Below are 15,667 nucleotides of genomic sequence, written 5' to 3'. Positions count from 1 at the left end.
ACGAATAAATCCAATCGCTAGACAAACCCGCTAACCGAGCGTAGTGTCTCTCTTGGTCTCAACGTGATCCGTTCCACACCCAGAGAGAGACACCATGACCGTCCAGACTGAATTCATCACCCTCGAGGACCTCGTGCGCGGCGAGGTGTTCGACCCGGGCGACCCGGGCTACGCGGCTGAGGCTGCCGCGTTCAACGCCGCCGTCGCCCACCGCCCCGACGTCGTCGTCGCGGCCCGCGACGCCGCCGACGTCGTCGCGACCGTCCGCTGGGCCTCGCTGAACTCTGTGCCGCTCCACGTCCAGGCGACTGGCCACGGCGCCGAACGCGCCATGACGGGTGGGGTCCTCCTGAGCACCAAGCGCCTGCGCTCGGTGGCGATCGACCCCCATGCGCGGACTGCGACCGTCGGCGCCGGCACCCGGTGGCGCGAGGTCATCGACGCGGCCGCGCAGCATGGCCTCGCCCCCCTGAACGGCTCCAGCTCGGACGTCGGCGTGGTCGGGTACACGCTCGGCGGCGGCATGCCCGTCCTCGGGCGCACGTTCGGCTTCGCCGCCGACTCGGTCGTGAGCTTCGAGATCGTCACGATGGACGGCGATGCCCGCACCGTCAGCCGCACGCGCGAGCCGGAGCTCTTCGATCTCGTCGCCGGTGGCGGCCACGGCCTCGTCGTCGTCACCGCCGTGACCTTCCGCCTCTACAGGGTCGCGCAGGTCTACGGCGGGGCGCTCGTCTTCGACGGCGCGCACTCCGCGTCCGTCCTGCGTGCCTTCGCGGCGTGGTCGCGCACCCTCAAGGACGCCTCCAACACGGCCATCCGCTTCCTGCGGGCCCCCGATGCGCCGGACGTTCCGCGCGAGCTCGCCGGGAAGCTCACAGTCCATGTCAGCTTCGCCCACGTGGGTCCCGGCGGCGAGAAGGCCCTCGCTCCGATGCGGGCCGCCGCCCCCGTCCTCCTGGATGCGGTGGGCGTGCTGCCGTACGCCGAGATCGACCGCGTCTACTCGGATCCCGAGACGCCGATGCCGTTCCTCAGCGGAGGCACCGGGATCGTGGACCTGACGGAGGAGGCCATCGAGGCCGTGATCGCTGCCGTCGGCCCCGACGCCGCCACCGTCCTGCCCCTCGTGGAGTTCCGGCTGCTCGGCGGTGCGATGGCGTCCGACGCCGGCCGGACCGTCTCCGCGCACGGACTCGCCTATGCGGTGCATGCGGTGGGCGTCCTCGCGCCGCCGATCGCCGACCTGGTGCCCGCCGCGCTCGAGGGCCTCCTCGCGACCCTGCGCCCTTTCGGCAACGGCCGCGGCCCGCGGAACTTCCTCGGGGGCGAGGACCCGTCGGCGGGGTACAGCGAGAAGGTCAACGCCGTCCTCGCGGTGGCGCGCGAGGAGCTCGACCCCCAGGGCCTCCTGCGTCCCTGAGGCACCGTGCCCGGGCCGCGCCGGCTTTGTTTCCCCCACCGCCCACAGGGCAATCACTCCCGCGACAGCTCGATGGAGTCGATGGAAGGGAAGCCATGAACACTGTGACCCCCGAGAACCCGGACGAGTCCCAGAAGGATGCCGAGCGCGGACCCGGCGGATACGGTGTCCCCACCCCCGAGCAGGAGATGGGCCAGGGCGCCGGCGAGCAGCAAAGCACCGAACAGCAGGGCGGCGACGACCAGCAGGGCAGCGACCAGCAGGCCGCCGGCGGCCAACCGACGTCGGGGTCCGGACAGCGAGCCGACGCCGATGAGCTCGCGGGGGAGCAGCGCGACCCGGTCACGGGCGAGGACCTCAAGCCCGGCGAGGCGGAGAGCAGCGCATAGCCCTGCGGTAGGCTCCAAGCACGACCCGTGCAAGCGTGGGACACCGTGCAAAGGAGCGGCATGAAGAAGCTCATCAATGACCCGCGGGCGGTGGTGGACGAGTCGGTGGAGGGCTTCGGGCTCGCGCACGCCGACTTGGTCCGCGTCCACCCCGACCCGCTCTTCGTCAGCCGCGCGGGCGGTGCCGTCCCGGGCAAGGTGGGCCTCATCTCTGGCGGCGGCAGCGGGCATGAGCCCCTCCATTCCGGCTACGTCGGGAGGGGAATGCTCGACGCCGCCGTCCCCGGCGCCGTCTTCACGTCGCCCACCCCGGACGCGATCATCCCGGCGACGCAGGCAGCGGACGGAGGGGCCGGCGTCGTGCTTGTCGTGAAGAACTACACGGGCGACGTGCTCAACTTCGAGACGGCCGCCGAGATGTGCCAGGCCGAGGGCCTCGACGTGCGCACGGTCCTCGTGGACGATGACGTCGCCGTCGAGGACTCCCTCTACACCGCCGGGCGGCGCGGCGTGGCGGGGACGGTGCTCGTGGAGAAGGTCGCCGGTGCGGCCGCCGAGCGCGGAGACGGTCTGGACGAGGTCGAGGCCATCGGACGGAAGGTCGTCGCGAACGTCCGTTCGATGGGCCTCGCGCTCACGCCCTGCACCGTCCCGCACGCCGGCAAGACGAGCTTCGACCTCGGCGAGGACGAGATCGAGATCGGGATCGGCATCCACGGCGAGCCCGGACGGCGCCGCGTGGGCCTCGAGCCCGCCGACGCCCTGACCGAGCACCTCCTCACACCTGTCATGGAGGACCTCGGGCTCGCCGAGGGGGAGCGCGTCCTGCTCTTCGTCAACGGCATGGGCGGCACGCCGCTCTCCGAGCTCTACATCGTGTACCGCGCGGCGGCCCGGATCCTGGCGGACCGCGGCGCTCTGGTCGAAAGGAGCCTGGTGGGGAACTACACGACCTCGCTCGAGATGCAGGGGTGCTCCCTCACCCTCCTCCGGCTCGACGACGAGCTCACCGCGCTGTGGGACGCCCCCGTGCACACCCCGGCATTGCGGTGGGGCGCGTGATGGCGGCCCTCGACACCGCGTGGGCGGAGCGGTGGCTGCGGGAGAGCGCGCGCGTCATCGCGGAGCACCGGCAGGAGCTCATCGACCTCGACCGCGCGATCGGCGACGGCGACCACGGCGAGAACATGGACCGCGGCTTCGCGGCGATCGTGGCGAAGTTCGACGAGGAGCCGCCCGCATCCCTGGCCGGAGCCCTCAAGATGGCCGCCATGATGCTCATGAGCAAGGTCGGCGGCGCCGCGGGCCCGCTGTACGGCACGGCGTTCCTGCGGGCCTCGACCGCGATCGGCGATGCCGAGGCGCTGGACGGCCCTGCGGTGGCGCGGATGCTGGCCGCAGGACGCGACGGGATCGTGGCCCGCGGCAAGGCCGGGCCGGGGGACAAGACGATGGTGGATGCGTGGACGCCCGCCGTGGACGCCGCCGCCGGCGGCGCAGACGGACACGCCGCGCTCAGTGCCGCGGCCGACGCTGCCGAGGCCGGCGCGCAGGCCACCAAGCCGCTCGTGGCCCGCAAGGGCCGGGCGAGCTACCTGGGGCAGCGGAGCGCGGGCCACCTCGATCCCGGCGCGGTGTCCACGGCGCTCATCCTGCGCGCCGCCGTCACCGCCACCGCGGAGGCGGACGCGTGACCCCCGTCGGCCTGCTCATCGTCTCGCACAGCGCGCGCCTCGCCGAAGGCGTCGTGGAGGTCGCCGCCCAGATGGGGGCCGGCGTCCCTCTCGTCGCGGCAGGCGGGACGGACGACGGCGGCGTGGGAACCTCCTTCGAGAAGGTCATGGAGGGCATCGGGGCCGCGGACCAGGGCGAGGGGGTCGTGGTGCTCGCCGACCTCGGGTCCGCCGTCATGACGGCCGAGTCCGTGCTCGAGTTCCTCGAGGACTCCCAGCGCCAGCGGGTCCGGATCGCCGATGCGGCACTCGTCGAAGGAGCCGTCGCCGCCGCGGTCGCGGCCGCGGCGGGAGCCGGGCTGGAGGGCGTCGTGCGCGCCGCCGAGGAGGCCGTCCCGGGCGCCGAGGCCGAGGAGCCGCCCGAGCTCCGCGAGCCCACCGAATCCGCGGTCCTGACCCTCGTGAACCCCATGGGGCTGCACGCGCGTCCGGCCGCGGTGCTCGCGGGCAGGCTTTCCGCGTTCGACGTCCAGGTGACCGTCAACGGCGTCGACGGCCAGTCTGTCATGGCACTCATGGGCCTGGGCGCGGGGAAGGACAGCCAGCTCGTGGTGGAGACCTCGGGCCCGGACGCGCTGAAGGCACTCGACTTCGTGCGCGCCCAGGTCGAGGCCGGCTTCGGCGAGCTCTGAAGGTCACGTCCTGGAGGTCACCTCCTGGAGGTCACCTCCTGAAGGTCACCTCCCGCTACGCTGGGGCCATGAGCGGCAGCCAGCCACACGCCGTCGTGCGCCGGGCGGATCCCGCGGACGCGGCGGCGCTCGCGCGGCTCCTCGACGCGTTCAACCGCGAGTTCGGCGAGCCGAGCCCTGGCGTCGCAGTCCTTGCCCGCCGGCTCTCCACAATGCTGGCTGGCCCTGCCGCCGTGGCGCTCGTCGTCGGGGACCCGGCGGTCGGCGTCGCCCTCCTGAGCTTCCGCGCCACGGTGTGGTGGGACGGGCCGACGGCGCTCCTCGAGGAGCTGTACGTGGTTCCCCAGCGGCGCAACGGCGGACTCGGCGGTGCCCTCCTCGAGGCCGCCGAGGCAGCGGCGCGGGACCGAGGGGCGGAACTGCTGGAGATCAACGTGGACGGCGAGGATGCCGATGCGCAGCGCTTCTACGAGCGCCACGGCTACGTGAGCGGCAACCCAGGCCAGTCGGAACCGCAGTTCTACTACTCGCGGGAGCTGGGCCGGCAGCCCTCCGGCCCGGAGGCGCGCCACTAGGATTGAGCGCATGACCCCCGAGACCTCCGTCGACCCCGCCGCGCCTGCCTTCACCCTGCGCCGGGCCCGAACGAGCGACGTCGCCGCGATCAAGCGCCTCGTCGCGCCGCTGGCGGAGCGGCGGATCCTCATCTCGAAGGAGTCGGTCGCGTACTACGAGGCCATCCAGGAGTTCCGTGTCGCGGAGGGCCCGGACGGGGAGCTCGTCGGCTGCGGCGCGCTCCACGTCATGTGGGAGGACCTCGCCGAGATCCGCACCCTTGCCGCCGCCGACGCCTGGCGCGGCCACGGCGTCGGGCATGCGCTCGTCGAGCAGCTGCTCCAGGAGGCGCGCGACGTCGGCGTGCAGCGGGTCTTCTGCCTCACCTTCGAGGTGGGGTTCTTCGAGCGGCACGGGTTCGAGGTCATGGCAGACCAGTCCGGCGTGGACCCCGAGGTGTACTCCGAGCTGCTGCGCTCCCACGACGAGGGCGTCGCCGAGTTCCTGGACCTTGCCCGGGTCAAGCCAAACACCCTCGGGAACACCCGGATGATCCGGTGGCTCCACGGGCGGGCGCGCGAGTAGCCGACCCGCGGCCTGTCCGGCCCGGATGGGTCCAGGCCTTGAGGCTAGATGCCCCACCATCCGTGCCCGGACATATCTGCACAACTCGCGCACGGATCGGGCCGGAATGCAGGCTGGCGGCCCCCGGGTGATGTCGATATGCTCGCCGCCTTCATGGCAGCCGCAGCACCCCGTCGGCCTCCACAGCGAGGCCGTCAGCGAGGAGCCCGGCCAGCGCGCGCTCGCGCTGCTCAGGCCCGGCCTGCAGGGCCTTGAGTCGCGCCACGGCGGGGCCCACGCCGTCGGCAGCGCTGTCCGAGACCGTTGCCAGCGCGCTGTCATCGAGCAGCGCGCGCGGCACTCCGTGCTCGGCGGCGCGGAGCACGGCCATGATCGCGCCGCGCACCTGCCGGTCGGTACCGTGCCAGGCCTGGCCCCGGGGCGTGTAGGTGGGCGGCGGCTCGCCCGCGGCCAGCCAGGCGCAGTCCGCGGCGACCGGGCATTCCGAGCACCGCGGGGAGCGCGCCGTGCACACGAGGGCGCCGAGCTCCATCGCCGCGGCGTTCCACACCACAGACTCCGCCCGGTCCTCGGGCAGGAGCGCGGCGGCTCGGCGCTGCTCGGCCGCCGTGAGCGACGGGGCCGGAAGCGCCTCCCCGCCCACGAGCCGGGCGTGGACGCGCCGGATGTTCGTGTCCACCACGGTCGCCCTACCGCCGAAGGCGAACGCCGCGACGGCAGCGGCCGTGTAGGTGCCGACGCCCGGCAGTGCGAGGAGGCCTTCCTCGATGGTGGGCAGCTCGCCGTCGTGCTCTCGTGTGATGACCGCCGCCGCGGCATGGAGCCTCAGCGCCCGCCGCGGATACCCCAGCCGGCCCCAAGCGCGCACCGCCTCGCCCGCGGGTTCGGCCGCGAGGTCCGAGGGGTGCGGCCACCGCCGCATCCACTCCTCCCACACCGGAAGGACCCGCACCACAGGAGTCTGCTGCAGCATGATCTCGCTCACGAGGACGCCCCACGGGGTCCGGTCGGCGGCGCGCCACGGCAGGTCCCGGGCCTCGCGCGCGAACCACGCGGCCAGCGCCGCGTGCAGGTCTGTGAGCCGCGCAGGAGGCGAGGCGGCCGACGCACGACGGCGGGGGGCGGCGATCGCGGTCACGGGCACCTTTCTGGGGGTCACGTCTTGGGGGTCACGTCCTGGGGGTCACGTCCTGGAGGTCACTCGAGGTGACCCCCAGAAGGTGACCCCCAGACGGTTCGGGTCTGACCACTCTAGCGGGCCGGCGGCGTGCCGGTGCCGGCCGCCCGGCCCGCGGATCCTAGCCTAGAAGCATGGCAGGAAAGGGTGCGGGCGGAGCAGGCTCGAAGGGGTCGTCGGGACGAGCAGTCAGGACCCTTGGACCCCCGCGGCAGAGCCCGGAGGTGTACCGCAGGCGCCGGATCGCCGTGGTGGTCCTCATGGCGCTCATCCTCGGCGTCCTGGGCGTCGGCGTCTCCGCGGCGGTCGTGGCCGTCGGATCCAACGCCGCCGGGGAGGCGGCCGCCACCCCCGCCACAGCGCCCGAGACGACGCCATCGGGCGACGCGTCCACCCCGTCTGCCGCACCGACAGAGACCGCAAGCGCCACCCCGACGGCCACCCCGACTCCGAGCTGCGATCCCCACCTGATCACGGTCGCCGCGTCGACGGACAAGGCCGTGTACGGCCCCTCGGAGAAGCCCCTCTTCACGCTCAAGGTCACCAACGGCAACCCGATCCCCTGCGAGGTCAACGTCGGGACCAAGCAGATGGAGTTCCTCGTGGTCAGCGGCGTGGACCGGATCTTCTCCTCGAAGGACTGCCAGGCCACCGCGGAGGACCTGCCCAAGACCATCGCCGCCGGCGGATCCGAGACAGCGAACTTCCCCTGGTCCCGCGTGCGCAGCATCGAGGGGTGCAAGGCCGCCACAGTCCAGCCGAAGCCCGGGATCTACGTCCTGACCGCGTCGCTCGGCGCGACCACGAGCTCCAAGGCGGTCTTCGAGCTCAAGTAGGGCGCGCACGACGCCGCGCGCCCGCCTGCGCGGGCAGGGAACCGGTGATTCCGGCGGCCGTCAGAGGAACCGGTCGAGGAGGCTCGCCTCGGCCATGCGCGACAGCCCCTCCCGGACGGTGCGTGCGCGCTGCTCGCCGATCCCGTCCACGGTCATGAGGTCTTCGATGGTCGCGGCCATGAGGTTCTGCAGGCCGCCGAAGTGGTCCACGAGACGGTCGGCGACCGCGCGCGGCACCGGCTTGAGGCCGGAGATGAGGCGGTACCCGCGCGGCTGCACGAGCGCGTCGAGGGATTCGGAACCGCCCGCGTAGCCGAGGATTGCGGCGATCCGGTTCAGGTCGATGAGGTCCACGCTCGTGAGGTCCATGAGCGCCTGCACGGCGGAATCGATCGTCTCCTGCGTCGCCGAGTCCCCGGCGTAGTCGCGGATCACCACGTCGCTGCCGGGCCCGAGGCCCGCCGTGAGCTCTTCGAGCTGGAGCGCCAGGAGCCGCCCGTCCTCGCCGAGCTCGAGGACATACTGGGCGATCTCCTCGGAGATGCGCCGCACCATCTCCTGCCGCTGGAGGGTCTGGGCGATGTCCCTCACCGTGACCATGGCCTCGATTTCGAGGGCCGAGAGGGAGTTCGTGACCTGATCGAGGCGGGCCCGGTACCGCTCGAGCGTTGCGAGCGCCTGGTTGGCGCGGGCGAGGACGTTCTCCGAGCCCTCGATCACGTGCCGGATGCCCTGGACGTACAGGGCGATGATCTGCATGGACTGGCTCACCGAGATGACCGGCAGGCCCGTCTGGATCGCGACGCGCTCCGCGGTGCGGTGGCGCGTGCCCGACTCGTGGGTCTCGATCCGGGAGTCAGGGACGAGGTGGACGGCCGCCTTCACGATGGTGCGGGCGTCCCTGTCGCACACGATCGCGCCGTCCATCTTGGCCAGCTCGCGGAGCCGGGTGGGGGAGAACTCGATGCCGATCTCGAAGCCGCCGGAGCAGATCGACTCGACTGTCGGGTTGTAGCCCAGGACGATGAGGGCCCCGGTGCGTCCCCGGAGAATCCGCTCGAGCCCGTCGCGCAGCCCGGTGCCGGGTGCGACCCGTGCCAAGGTGGCCTTGAGCACTTCCTCGGGGGTCCGAGCCATTCTCTTGTCCTTCGTCCTCTCCACGCGGCAGGTGCCAGCGCGGGCACGCAGAACCCATGGTATCCGCGCGCCTGCGGCCAGACTGTGCCCGAGGCGGCCGGAAACGCAACGATTCGGGCAAGAATCGGCCGGTTTCGGCCTGGAAGGGCTAGGACGTCCCGGGGATGAGCAGTTCGAGCGCCTCCGCGACGTGGGAAACCTCACGGACCTTGAAGCCCTCGGGAACCTCCCCGGGGCCGGTGGGGCTCGCCGGGACGATGGCGTGGGTGAAGCCGAGCCGGTGGGCCTCCTGGATCCGCCGGTTGATGCCGGGAACAGGCCGCACCTCGCCCGCGAGGCCGACCTCGCCGAAGGCGATGAGTCGCTGGGGGAGTGCCGTGCGCGTCTTCGCTGAGGCGACGGCGAGGGCCACCGCGAGGTCCGTGGCGGGCTCGCTGAGCTTCACGCCGCCCACCGTGGCCACGTAGGTGTCGTCCTTGTGCAGGAGGCAGCCCGCGCGCTGCTGGAGCACCGCGAGGAGCATCGCGACCCGGGAGGAGTCGAGGCCGCTCGTGGCGCGGCGGGGCTGGGCCGCCGCGGTCTCGGCGAGCAGGGACTGGACCTCGGCGAGGAGCGGCCGGCGCCCCTCGAGCGTGACGGTGATGCACGTGCCCGACACGGGCTCCTTCGTGCGGGACACGAACAGCCCCGAGGGATCCGTGACGCTGAGGATCCCGGTCTCGGTGAGGTCGAAGCAGCCCACCTCGTCGGTGGGCCCGTAGCGGTTCTTCACTGCCCGCAGGAGGCGGAGCCTCGAGTGCCGTTCCCCCTCGAACTGGCACACCACATCCACGAGGTGCTCGAGCAGCCGGGGGCCGGCGATCGAGCCGTCCTTGGTCACGTGCCCCACAAGAAGGGTGGTCATGTTCCGCCGCTTCGCAGCGGCGATGATCGACGCTGCGACCTCGCGCACCTGCGAGACCCCGCCGGCGCTGCCGTCCACCTCGGCACTCGAGAGCGTCTGGACCGAGTCGACGATGAGCAGCTGGGGCGAGAGCTTCTCGACGTGCCCGAGTGCCTGCGAGAGGTCCGTCTCGGCCGCGAGGAAGAGCCGGGGCGCGACTGCGGCGATCCGCTCGGCCCGCAGCTTCACCTGGGCCGCGGACTCCTCGCCGGTCACGTACAGCACATCCCGCGGCGACACGCCGTCCAGGCCGGCGCCGACCTTCGCGGCGACGTCGAGCAGGAGCGTCGACTTCCCGACGCCGGGCTCCCCGGCCAGCAGGATGACGGCGCCGGGCACGAGGCCGCCGCCGAGCACACGGTCGAGCTCGACCACCCCCGTGGGGAGGAACGCGGCGTCGGTCGCGTCGATCTCGGCGATCGGGCGGGCCGGCTCGAGGACGGTGGTGGCCGGCGTCGTGCGCGCCACCACGGCGCCGACCTCCTCGACGGTGCCCCACGCCTGGCACTCGCCGCAGCGCCCCACCCACTTGGCCGTGGTCCAGCCGCACTCGGCGCACCGGTAGCCCGGGGCCTTGCCGGCCCGGGAGCTGCTTCGCGTGGAGGTCTTCGTCGCCATGGAATCAGGCTAGGGCAGGGGTCCGACAGTTCCGGTGCATCAGAGCCGCGGCAGGAGCGCGACGGCCTCCTCGTGGGCGTGGCCGGTCGCCTCGAGGAGGTCCACGAGCATCGGGCGCAGGAGGATCACGAGGGCCTCGCCCTCGAGCCTCTCCACGTGCAGCTGCCGGGGGTGGGCGCGTGCGGCGATGTCCGCGAGCTCGAGCCGTGCCGTGCGCATCTGGGCGCGGCGCTCCTCGCGGCGCTCCGCGACGAGGCCGAGCGCGACGTCGTCGAGCGCGTCCGCTGTCTCAGCGAGGAGGTCTGCGATGCTGTCCGCGGCGGTCTGGGTGAGGGCAGCGTTGTTGATCACGGAAGTGAGCCGGCGGGCGACGACGCGCCCGTTGCGCAGCCCGAGGTCCAGGAACTCGACCGCACGCTCGATCTCCTCGAGCTCCGCGCGGTGGCGCCGGTAGGCGGGGGCGATGCGCGTGACCTCCGAGGAGGCCTTCAGGCTGCCGCGGATCGCGTCCACGAGCGACTGGGAGCTGCGCCCGCGCACGAGGGCGTGCCACGCCCGGGTCGAGTCCGCGTCGGCGAGGGCGGCGGAGCACTCGCGGAGCATCGTGGAGAACATCCCGACGAGCTCCTGCAGGTCCCGGCGCGGCTGGACGCGCGGGTCGCGGGGGAGGAGGGCGGTCATGGTGAGGGCGATGAGGCCGCCGACGACGGCGTCGAGGCTCCGGGTGAAGGGGCCGCCCGCCGGGGCCGGCAGGAGGACGACGAGGACCGACTGCAGGCCCAGCTGGGTCGCGAAGATGACGCCCCGGTCGAGGAAGCGCGCGAGCAGGATGGAGACGAACAGGATGATCCCCGCCTGCCACAGCCCCGCGCCGAGGAAGTGCATGAGCAGGTCGCCGACCGCGATGCCGAGGGTGCAGCCGATCGCCACCTCGAGGACCTTGCGGACTGTGAGGTCCCGGCCGAACCCCAAGGAGATGAGGGCCGATGTGGCGGCGAAGATCGGCCCGCTGTGGCCCAGGACGTCCTCGGCGATGAAGTAGGCGAGCACCGCGCCCACGGTCATGGCGACGGCTGGGAAGAGCGAGCGGCGCACCCGCACGAGGCCCGACGACGCGAGGTCGCGGCCGTAGTCCCGAGCAGCAGCGACCGCCCGTCCGACCGGTGCTGCCCGAGTGATGCCCATACAGGGCAGTCTAGGGAGCCCACGCCGGCACGCCGTCCAGCGGGACGCCGGTGCTCCGTCGGATGCCGCTCCCATAGTGCGGTGTGACGAAGAAGGCAAGAGCGGTGCGGCCCATGTCATCGCGATTCCGCGCTCAGTTCATCTTCCGTTAACCATCGCCCCGGAGAGTCGTTACCTGTTGGCCCTAGCTTCGAATGCAGTACGCCTCGTACGCACCCAATCACCCTGGAAGGGGTTCTTTCGTGAAGGCTCTCCGTCTCGGCCGTCTCTCGGCCGTTGCTGTCGTCGCCGCTGGCGCCCTCGCGCTGTCCGCGTGCGGCTCCGACAACGCCACCAGCACTGGCCAGTCCTCGGCCGCTGCCTCCGGCAAGGCTGTCACCGGCACGCTGACCGGCATCGGCTCCTCCGCGCAGGGCGCGGCCATGGACGCCTGGAAGACCGCATTCGCCAGCGCCAACCAGGGCGCCACCGTCCAGTACTCCCCGGACGGCTCGGGCGCCGGCCGCAAGGCCCTCATCGACGGCTCGGCCCAGTTCGCTGGCTCCGACGCCTACCTCAAGGACGACGAGATGACGGCGGCCAAGGCCAAGTGCGGCCCCGACGGCGCCATCAACGTCCCGGTCTACATCTCCCCGATCGCCGTCGCGTTCAACCTGCCGGGCATCACCGACCTCAAGCTCGACGCGGACACGATCGCGAAGATCTTCCGCGGCCAGGTCGCCACGTGGAACGACCCGGCCATCGCCGCGCTCAACCCCGGCGTCTCCCTGCCTGACCTCAAGGTCACCCCGGTGAACCGCTCCGACGACTCGGGCACCACCACGAACTTCACCGAGTACCTCTCGGCCACCGCTCCGAGCATCTGGACCGACAAGCCGTCGGGCAACTGGCCGTCCTCGCTCAAGGGCGAGAACGCGAAGGGCACCTCGGGCGTCGTGAAGACGGTCTCCGACACCGCCGGCGCCGTGACCTACGCCGACGACTCGGCCGTCTCCGGCAAGCTCGGCACCGCCCAGGTCAAGGTCGGCGACAACTTCGTGAAGATCTCGGCCGAGGCCGCTGCGAAGGCTGTCGAGGTCAGCAAGCCGGTCGAGGGCCGTCCGGCCAACGACCTCTCGATCAAGCTCGACCGCACGACGAAGGAGGCCGGCGTCTACCCGATCGTCCTCGTCTCCTACCACGTCCTGTGCACGACGTACGCCGACCAGAAGACGGTCGACCTCGTCAAGGCCTGGGAGACCTACGTCGTCTCCGAGCAGGGCCAGAAGGACGCGGCGGCGTCGGCCAAGTCGGCCCCGCTCTCCTCGTCCCTCGCAGGCAAGGCCAAGACGGCCATCGACTCGGTCAAGGTCAAGTCCTAGCCTGAACTCAGGCACCAAGGCCTGATCAGCATCACTGGTTCCCCGTTCCCGCCTCCGCCGCTGACGCCGCACTGCCGCGCCAGCGTGGACTGGCGGGGGCGGGGAACCAGCACTGTGTTCGGAGCGTTCCCCCAAGCCGTTCCGGGCTTCCATCACCAACCACTCGGCTGAGACTCCAGAAGGAAGGGTCCTGACGTGACCACAGCGCCAGCCAAGCCGACCGCCCGGACAGACGTCCCCCCCGCCATCACGGCGCAGGACAGCCCGCGCGGCGACAAGGTCTTCTCCACTCTCGCCCTCGCGGCGGGCTGCCTCATCCTCGCCGTCCTCTTCGGCGTCGCCGTCTTCCTCATCGTCCAGGCCCTCCCGGCCTTCTTCGCCGACCCGGCGCAGATCCAGGGCGGCAAAGGCTTCTTCGCCTACATCTGGCCGATCGTCATCGGCACCATCGTGGCCGCGGCGATCGCCCTGGTCATCGCGACGCCGATCGCCATCGGCGTCGCCCTGTTCATCACGCACTTCGCACCCCGCCGCCTCGCCTCGGGGCTCGGGTACGTCGTGGACCTCCTCGCCGCGATCCCGTCGGTGGTCTACGGCGCGTGGGGTGCGGCCTTCCTCGCCGGCCAGATCTCGCCCGCCTACGCGTGGCTCGCCGAGAACCTCGGATGGATCCCGATCTTCGCGGGGCCGGCCTCGGCCACCGGCAAGACGATCCTGACCGCCGGAATCGTCCTGGCCGTCATGGTGCTCCCGATCATCACCTCGCTCTCCCGCGAGATCTTCCTCCAGACCCCGAAGCTGCACGAGGAAGCGGCCCTCGCGCTCGGCGCGACGCGCTGGGAGATGATCCGGATGGCCGTCTTCCCGTTCGCCCGCCCGGGCGTCATCAGCGCCGTGATGCTCGGCCTCGGCCGCGCCCTCGGCGAGACGATGGCGGTCGCGCTCGTCCTCTCCTCGGGTGCGCTCACGCTGAGCCTGATCCAGTCCGGCAATCAGACCATTGCCGCCGAGATCGCGCTCAACTTCCCGGAGGCCTCGGGCCTCAAGGTCGCCACCCTCATCGCGGCGGGCCTCGTGCTCTTCGTGATCACGCTTGCGGTGAACATGGTGGCGCGCTGGATCATCAGCCGCCACAAGGAATTCTCGGGAGCGAACTGACATGGCCACCGCAACAGCAACCCCCCGCCGCTCAAAGCTCACCCGCGGGCGCCTTCCCGGCTACGCCGGCTGGGTGTCGCTCGCCGTCGCCCTCGTCCTCGGCGCGGCGATCATCGCCGTCCCCGGCTTCAACGCCTTCGGATGGGGCGTCCTGTCCGCGATCATCTTCGCGGTCGTCTACGTCTCCTGGAGCCGGATCGTGGAGGGCGGCCGGAAGGCTGCCGACAAGCTGGCGACCTGCCTCGTCGTGGGGTCCTTCCTCATCGCGCTCCTCCCGCTCGTCTCGGTCATCTGGACCGTGCTGGTGGCCGGCATCCCTGGCCTGCTCACCCCGGGCTTCCTCGGCACGAGCATGAACGGCGTCACGGGCGTCTTCGACAACCGGGCCGTCAACGAGGGCACCCACGTGGTGGGCGGCATCTACCACGCCCTCCTGGGCACCGTGTGGATCACGCTCCTGGCGACCCTCATCTCCGTCCCGGTCGGACTGCTCACCGCGGTCTACCTCGTCGAGTACGGGGACGACCGCCCGCTCGCGCGCGCCATCACGTTCTTCGTGGACGTCATGACCGGCATCCCCTCGATCGTGGCCGGACTCTTCGCCGCGGCGTTCTTCTTCGTGATCGTGGGCCCCGGGACGAAGACCGGCTTCGTCGCCGCCGTCGCCCTCTCCGTGCTCATGATCCCCGTGGTCGTGCGCTCGACCGAGGAGATGCTCAAGATCGTCCCGAACGAGCTGCGCGAGGCCTCCTACGCCCTCGGCGTGCGCAAGTGGCGCACCATCCTGAAGGTCGTCGTCCCCACCGCCATCTCCGGCATCGCCTCGGGCGTGACCCTCTCGATCGCCCGCGTCATCGGCGAGACCGCCCCGATCCTCGTGACGGCCGGCTTCGCGACCGCCATCAACAACAACCCGTTCTCGGGCTGGATGGCCTCGCTGCCGACCTTCATCTACACGCAGATCCTCAACCCGACCTCGCCCTCCAACCCGGGCCCGTCGGAGCAGCGCGCCTGGGCGGCCGCGCTCGTGCTCATCATCCTCGTCATGGTGCTCAACCTCGCCGCCCGTCTCATCGCCAGGGCATTCGCCCCCAAGACCGGCCGCTGACCCAGACTTCACACACCAGAAGGAACCACATGTCCAAGCGCATCGACGTCCATGACCTGAACGTCTACTACGGCGACTTCCGCGCCGTCGAGGGCGTCACCATCAACATTGCCCCGAAGTCGGTCACGGCCTTCATCGGCCCGTCCGGCTGCGGCAAGTCCACCTTCCTGCGGACGCTCAACCGCATGCACGAGGTGCTCCCGGGCGCCCGCGTCGAGGGCCAGGTGCTCCTCGACGGCGACGACCTCTACGGGCCCGGCGTCGACCCGGTGGCTGTCCGGTCGCACATCGGCATGGTCTTCCAGCGGCCCAACCCGTTCCCGACCATGTCCATCCGAGACAACGTGCTCGCGGGGGTCAAGCTCAACAGCCGCAAGATCTCCAAGTCGGACGCCGATGCGCTGGTGGAGACGTCGCTGCGCGGCGCCAACCTGTGGAACGAGGTCAAGGACCGCCTCGACAAGCCCGGCTCGGGCCTCTCCGGCGGCCAGCAGCAGCGCCTCTGCATCGCCCGCGCGATCGCGGTCAAGCCGGACGTGATCCTGATGGACGAGCCCTGCTCCGCGCTCGATCCGATCTCCACGCTCGCCATCGAGGACCTCATCGAGGAGCTCAAGGCCGACTACACGGTGGTGATCGTCACGCACAACATGCAGCAGGCGGCCCGCGTCTCCGACAAGACCGCGTTCTTCAACATCGCCGGGACCGGCAAGCCGGGCAAGCTCATCGAGTACAACGACACCACGGCGATCTTCAACAACCCGAAGGAGAAGGCGACCGAGGACTACGTGTCCGGCCGCTTCGGGTGAAAGGCTTCCCGCCCGTGC

Annotated in this window: 16 protein-coding genes; 12 read left to right on the top strand and 4 right to left on the bottom strand. The window is 71.5% G+C overall.

Annotated elements, in window-relative coordinates; translation table 11 throughout:
• Positions 1 to 94 precede the first annotated feature (94 nt).
• The 7 genes from ABD298_RS11580 (at position 95) to ABD298_RS11550 (ending at position 5,317) form a co-directional block, all read left to right on the top strand.
• On the top strand, positions 95 to 1,423 hold the full coding sequence (locus ABD298_RS11580) for an FAD-binding oxidoreductase (RefSeq protein WP_344299865.1): 1,329 nt from the start codon (positions 95 to 97) through the stop codon (positions 1,421 to 1,423).
• Positions 1,424 to 1,518: 95 nt separating this feature from the next.
• Complete coding sequence (locus tag ABD298_RS11575; protein WP_344299864.1) at positions 1,519 to 1,812, top strand: hypothetical protein; 294 nt, start codon at positions 1,519 to 1,521, stop codon at positions 1,810 to 1,812.
• Between the two features lie 60 nt (positions 1,813 to 1,872).
• Positions 1,873 to 2,874 carry a dihydroxyacetone kinase subunit DhaK gene (dhaK, locus tag ABD298_RS11570; RefSeq protein ID WP_344299863.1) on the top strand — a complete coding sequence of 334 codons (1,002 nt, stop codon included), beginning with the start codon at positions 1,873 to 1,875 and terminating at the stop codon, positions 2,872 to 2,874.
• Positions 2,874 to 3,506, top strand: coding sequence for a dihydroxyacetone kinase subunit DhaL (gene dhaL, locus ABD298_RS11565; RefSeq protein WP_344299861.1), 633 nt, complete (start codon positions 2,874 to 2,876; stop codon positions 3,504 to 3,506). The genes dhaK and dhaL overlap by 1 nt, the downstream gene beginning before the upstream one ends.
• The gene (gene dhaM, locus ABD298_RS11560) at positions 3,503 to 4,177 is read left to right on the top strand and encodes a dihydroxyacetone kinase phosphoryl donor subunit DhaM (RefSeq protein WP_344299860.1); all 675 of its coding nucleotides are present in this window, start codon (positions 3,503 to 3,505) and stop codon (positions 4,175 to 4,177) included. The genes dhaL and dhaM overlap by 4 nt, the downstream gene beginning before the upstream one ends.
• Before the next feature lie 68 nt (positions 4,178 to 4,245).
• Entirely contained in the window at positions 4,246 to 4,752 is a 507-nt protein-coding gene (locus ABD298_RS11555; RefSeq protein WP_344299859.1) for a GNAT family N-acetyltransferase, read from the top strand.
• Positions 4,753 to 4,762: 10 nt separating this feature from the next.
• On the top strand, positions 4,763 to 5,317 hold the full coding sequence (locus tag ABD298_RS11550; RefSeq protein ID WP_344299858.1) for an amino-acid N-acetyltransferase: 555 nt from the start codon (positions 4,763 to 4,765) through the stop codon (positions 5,315 to 5,317).
• 151 nt (positions 5,318 to 5,468) lie between these two features.
• Here the strand turns inward: ABD298_RS11550 and ABD298_RS11545 are convergent, their stop codons facing one another.
• Positions 5,469 to 6,446 carry an HhH-GPD family protein gene (locus tag ABD298_RS11545; RefSeq protein WP_425564412.1) on the bottom strand — a complete coding sequence of 326 codons (978 nt, stop codon included), beginning with the start codon at positions 6,444 to 6,446 and terminating at the stop codon, positions 5,469 to 5,471.
• Positions 6,447 to 6,628: 182 nt separating this feature from the next.
• On the opposite strand from ABD298_RS11545, the gene ABD298_RS11540 reads away from it, so the two are divergent.
• On the top strand, positions 6,629 to 7,330 hold the full coding sequence (locus ABD298_RS11540) for a hypothetical protein (protein ID WP_344299857.1): 702 nt from the start codon (positions 6,629 to 6,631) through the stop codon (positions 7,328 to 7,330).
• A gap of 60 nt (positions 7,331 to 7,390) precedes the next feature.
• Here the strand turns inward: ABD298_RS11540 and disA are convergent, their stop codons facing one another.
• The 3 genes from disA to ABD298_RS11525 all read right to left on the bottom strand — a co-directional run bounded on the left by disA (position 7,391) and on the right by ABD298_RS11525 (position 11,213).
• Positions 7,391 to 8,467 (bottom strand): DNA integrity scanning diadenylate cyclase DisA, encoded by a 1,077-nt coding sequence (disA, locus tag ABD298_RS11535; protein ID WP_208711260.1) that lies wholly within the window; start codon positions 8,465 to 8,467, stop codon positions 7,391 to 7,393.
• Between the two features lie 148 nt (positions 8,468 to 8,615).
• On the bottom strand, positions 8,616 to 10,028 hold the full coding sequence (radA, locus tag ABD298_RS11530) for a DNA repair protein RadA (RefSeq protein ID WP_344299856.1): 1,413 nt from the start codon (positions 10,026 to 10,028) through the stop codon (positions 8,616 to 8,618).
• A gap of 39 nt (positions 10,029 to 10,067) precedes the next feature.
• Positions 10,068 to 11,213 (bottom strand): FUSC family protein, encoded by a 1,146-nt coding sequence (locus ABD298_RS11525; protein WP_344299855.1) that lies wholly within the window; start codon positions 11,211 to 11,213, stop codon positions 10,068 to 10,070.
• Positions 11,214 to 11,455: 242 nt separating this feature from the next.
• Between ABD298_RS11525 and pstS the strand changes: the two genes are divergently transcribed.
• From pstS to pstB, 4 genes are all read left to right on the top strand, one after another.
• The gene (gene pstS, locus ABD298_RS11520; RefSeq protein WP_344299854.1) at positions 11,456 to 12,574 is read left to right on the top strand and encodes a phosphate ABC transporter substrate-binding protein PstS; all 1,119 of its coding nucleotides are present in this window, start codon (positions 11,456 to 11,458) and stop codon (positions 12,572 to 12,574) included.
• A gap of 246 nt (positions 12,575 to 12,820) precedes the next feature.
• The gene (gene pstC, locus ABD298_RS11515) at positions 12,821 to 13,732 is read left to right on the top strand and encodes a phosphate ABC transporter permease subunit PstC (RefSeq protein ID WP_344300190.1); all 912 of its coding nucleotides are present in this window, start codon (positions 12,821 to 12,823) and stop codon (positions 13,730 to 13,732) included.
• Between the two features lies 1 nt (position 13,733).
• Positions 13,734 to 14,840 (top strand): phosphate ABC transporter permease PstA, encoded by a 1,107-nt coding sequence (gene pstA / locus ABD298_RS11510; protein WP_344299853.1) that lies wholly within the window; start codon positions 13,734 to 13,736, stop codon positions 14,838 to 14,840.
• Positions 14,841 to 14,869: 29 nt separating this feature from the next.
• On the top strand, positions 14,870 to 15,649 hold the full coding sequence (pstB, locus tag ABD298_RS11505; protein WP_208711267.1) for a phosphate ABC transporter ATP-binding protein PstB: 780 nt from the start codon (positions 14,870 to 14,872) through the stop codon (positions 15,647 to 15,649).
• The last annotated feature ends 18 nt before the right edge of the window (positions 15,650 to 15,667 follow it).

The sequence above is a fragment of the Sinomonas flava genome, assembly GCF_039531875.1.
Taxonomy (GTDB): Bacteria; Actinomycetota; Actinomycetes; order Actinomycetales; family Micrococcaceae; genus Sinomonas; species Sinomonas flava.
The sequence above is the reverse complement of the archived record's forward strand: the minus strand, read 5'-3'. Positions and strand labels throughout refer to the sequence as shown.